This window comes from Clostridia bacterium (assembly GCA_012840125.1).
Lineage (GTDB): Bacteria > Bacillota > DULZ01 > DULZ01 > DULZ01 > DULZ01.
Genome location: DULZ01000102.1, coordinates 1 through 3,662, shown reverse-complemented (window position 1 = coordinate 3,662; position 3,662 = coordinate 1). Strand labels below are relative to the sequence as shown.

The following is a 3,662-nucleotide window of genomic DNA, read 5'->3' as shown; positions in this document are numbered from 1 at the left end:
GCACCGGAGGGATTAACCATGTGACAGATATGATAAAAATAGCTGATGATGCCCTTTATAAGGCAAAGGCTAAAGGAAGAAATTGTGTGGTTTCCATGGAGTAACAGCGCTGCTAACAGGTAATGGGGCGGCGGACCACCGGCCCTTTGAAAACCGGAAAGCCGTTGTGCTATATTTCCCCTGCCGTTGACAGGGAAAAACATGGTTGTGTAGAAAGCCAATTTAGAATATTTAACGACAGGTGAGGTTCATGGCTGCAGCAGCGAGGGAAGTCTTGCATAATTGTTCTAATGATTGTCCTACCGGACTTCCGGTGGTAGACGACGAATTAATCACTTATCTAAAGTCACTACCCGAAGATTATTGGGATTTCGTTGAATATGAGAAAAAGTATACGCATTTTATTCATACCTATCCTGCTATGATGATACCACCCATCCCGGAAGCGATTCTAAAGATTATGAAGAGATACCAACCTGGGATCAAAAACCTGCTGGACCCTTTTATGGGTTCGGGAACGGTTTTGCTCGAAGGGGTTTTATCCAACGTGAATGTCTGGGGTGTGGATTTAAACCCTTTGGCGTGTTTATTGGCCAAGGCTAAATGCACTCCCATTGACCCGGATTTGTTAAAGGCTGCGAGCACAACTCTTTTAGAGAAGATTGGGGCAGACATGCATAACGATGTGGCCCTGGAAAAGCCGCAGTTCCAAAATATTGATTACTGGTTTAAGGACTACGTCATTAGAGATTTGCAGGTTATTAAACAGAACATCAAGGAGATAGAAGACAAGGACCTGAAGGCTTTGTTTTTTGTGGCTTTTTCCCAAACGGTTAGGGATTGCTCCAATACAAGGAATAATGAATTTAAGCTCTATCGGATACCTGAGGAAAGACTAGGAGAGTTTAATCCGTCCGTTTTAGATACTTTTAGATCGCACCTGGAAAAATGTGGGCAAGGTATGGCTGAACTCTACGAAAGATACCGGGGCGGTTGTAATGTGACAGTTGTAGCGGCAGACACCCGGCATTTTTCGCTGGATGAGCAAATGGATTTGTTGATTACTTCACCCCCTTATGGTGACAGCCGTACTACGGTGGCCTATGGGCAGTTTTCCAGGTTATCATTGCAGTGGCTGGACCTGGAAGAATATGATTATGTTTCCAGCCAGATAGATAAAGAAAAGTTGGATAAATATTTATTAGGCGGGATGAATGGGGGAGAAGATCATGACCTCCCTTCTGAAAGCCTGAAGGAAGCGTTAGATAGAATAGCCGGCGTGGATAAAAAGAGAGCCGCCGATGTTTTGTCTTTCTATGTGGATTTGAATAAATGCTTGGCAAATATCACCGCACATATGAAGGTAAACAGTTACCAGTTTTGGGTCGTAGGAAACAGGACCGTAAAAAAGGTAAACCTCCCGACCGACGCCATCATTAGCGAATTAGGTGTCCAATACGGCCTAAAAACAGTTGCCATTATCCCCAGGAGTATTAGCAATAAGAGAATGCCAAGCGAGAATTCCCCTACCAACGAAAAAGGGAAAAAGGTGCCCACCATGACTAAAGAGCATATTGTCGTCTTGCGTAAGGAGAGATAGGTAGTGGCAGCATTAGCTGAGATTCATCAAGGAAGACGAACTGTGTTTATTGTTTGCTGCGAGAAGGAAACCCCTACTTATTAATCAAGAGGGAGCGGGTACTTGTTGTGGGGCAACCCAGTGTCATTAATGTAAATGCCGGCGTTTTTTGACCTGTTTGTGTCCGGTGTCAAAAAAGCGCCGGCTTTTCCTTTTCCTTAAGAGGATAGCTGGAGCCGCCCCTAGCGAGGGCATAACCATGCTGCCGCAGCCGTGCCGGCGCTGGCTTTGCAAGGACGGGAACGCCCATTAACTTGTAATCCGCACTTCATAGTCATTTCCTTTGTAACCTTATGTGACATTTCGGGCGTCAATTTCGTTTATACTGATGAAAGACAAATGCCGGCCGGAAAGAAAGAAGGTGTAGGACTTGTGTTGTCTGCAGATGTGTTTAAGAGAGCCAGCGACGGTGACCGGGAGGCCGTAGAAAAGATATGCCTGGCTACCTGGGAACCCCTTTATCGTTTCATTTATTATAAAGTGCAAAACCGGGAGGAAGCAGAAGATATCACCCAGGAGACCTATGTCAAGAGTTTAAAGTACTTTCAAAAAAGCACCTTTCCCCCGGAAAACCTGCTGGCTTTTATGAAGACAGTGTCTCTTAATCTGATTCGGGACCGGTGGCGGCAGAGGAGGCGTGCGGGGGTATCGATTGACCTTGACGACATTGATCCTGCAGAGGTGGCCTGCGATGACAAGCAAAGTGAAACAGCCCAGCGCCTGCTGCTGGAAAGCGCCCTGATCAAGCTCAGCCGGGAACAGCAGGCTATTATTGATTTGAGAATCATCAAAGGCTACTCGGTGGCTGAAACAGCCAGGCTGCTGGGGAAGACGGAAGGAGCGGTCCGGACGGCCCAATACCGGGCCTTGAAAGCACTGGCTGAGATTTTAGATGAGGGCACACCTCAAAGACCTCCAACCGTGAAAAGGAGGGAGAACAATGACCAATAAAAGTATTGAAGAACGGATTTCCGACTATATAGATGCATTAAATGATGAACGTAAGCCCGCCATTGAAGCAACGGACCAAGACCCGGAATTAGGGATGCTGGTAGAAGCCGTTCACCTGGTTCGCACTTTGCGGGCACCCAGCCTGCCCGGTGAAGACTATCCCAGGAAATTGGCCCAGGCTGTAGCCGGCAAAGTTCAAGAAGCAAAGCAAGCAGCTTTGCGGCAGCCGGTTAAGACCACGGAACAATCTATTCTCAAAAAATGGCTGCCCTTGACGGCGGTGGCGGCTTGCCTGCTGGCGGTGGTGCTGGTTAGCCTGTTGGGTATAGTCAACCGGGATGTGGTTTACGCCATGGAAAGGGCAGTGGCCAAACTGAACAATTATTACGGCATCATGGAAGTGCGGATGAGGAATGCCGCCGGGGAGGAATGGTTGGTGCGCCGGGTGGAGCTCTGGTACCAAGGGGACCAATACGCCATCAAGCAGGATGACGGCACCCTGACGGTCAACGACGGCCGGCGCAAGTGGCAGGTTAATCACGAGGAGCGGGAAGTGGTCCTTTTGCCCCTTTTGCCGGACCCCACGAAAGACAGTTTCGACTTGCGGGATGAGGCCAAGCGGGCTAAGCAATATCCCTACGCCACCTTGGGAACGGAACTGATTGCCGGGCGGGAGGCGGTGAAACTGGCCGTTGCCCCGCCGGGGGGAGAGGAATACTACCTGTGGGTGGATCGGGAAACTTACTTGCCCGTGCAGCTGCAAACAGCCATGCAAAAAGCCTTGCAAACCACTTATACCTTCGTCCGTTTTGAGCCCAATCTCCCCATTCCTTCCGAAATATTCGCTTACCAGGTGCCGGAAGGATACCGGGTGGTGGAGGAAGACCCGGGTCAACAGGTAACCACCCTTGAAGAAGCCGCGGCCATCAGCGGGTTAATGCCGGTGCTGCCTAAGCAACCTCCCCTGCGTATCCTCGCGTTCCGGGATCGGGTCGTCCTCGACTACGGGGACACCACGGTGATGGAAGCGAAAGGGGAGGGAGAGTTTCAACTGGAGCCCAACGCTGCCCTC

General features: G+C 49.6%; 3 protein-coding genes. All 3 read left to right on the top strand.

The annotated features are described in order from the left end of the window. Nucleotides 1–250: 250 nt before the first annotated feature. Nucleotides 251–1,600 (top strand): DNA methylase, encoded by a 1,350-nt coding sequence (locus GXX34_12100; protein ID HHW08249.1) that lies wholly within the window; start codon nt 251–253, stop codon nt 1,598–1,600. Between the two features lie 378 nt (nt 1,601–1,978). Continuing rightward, entirely contained in the window at nt 1,979–2,590 is a 612-nt protein-coding gene (locus tag GXX34_12095) for a sigma-70 family RNA polymerase sigma factor (protein ID HHW08248.1), read from the top strand. Next, nucleotides 2,580–3,662 (top strand): hypothetical protein (locus GXX34_12090; GenBank protein HHW08247.1); only part of this gene is annotated, 1,083 nt, incomplete at its 3' end. The genes GXX34_12095 and GXX34_12090, both read left to right, overlap by 11 nt.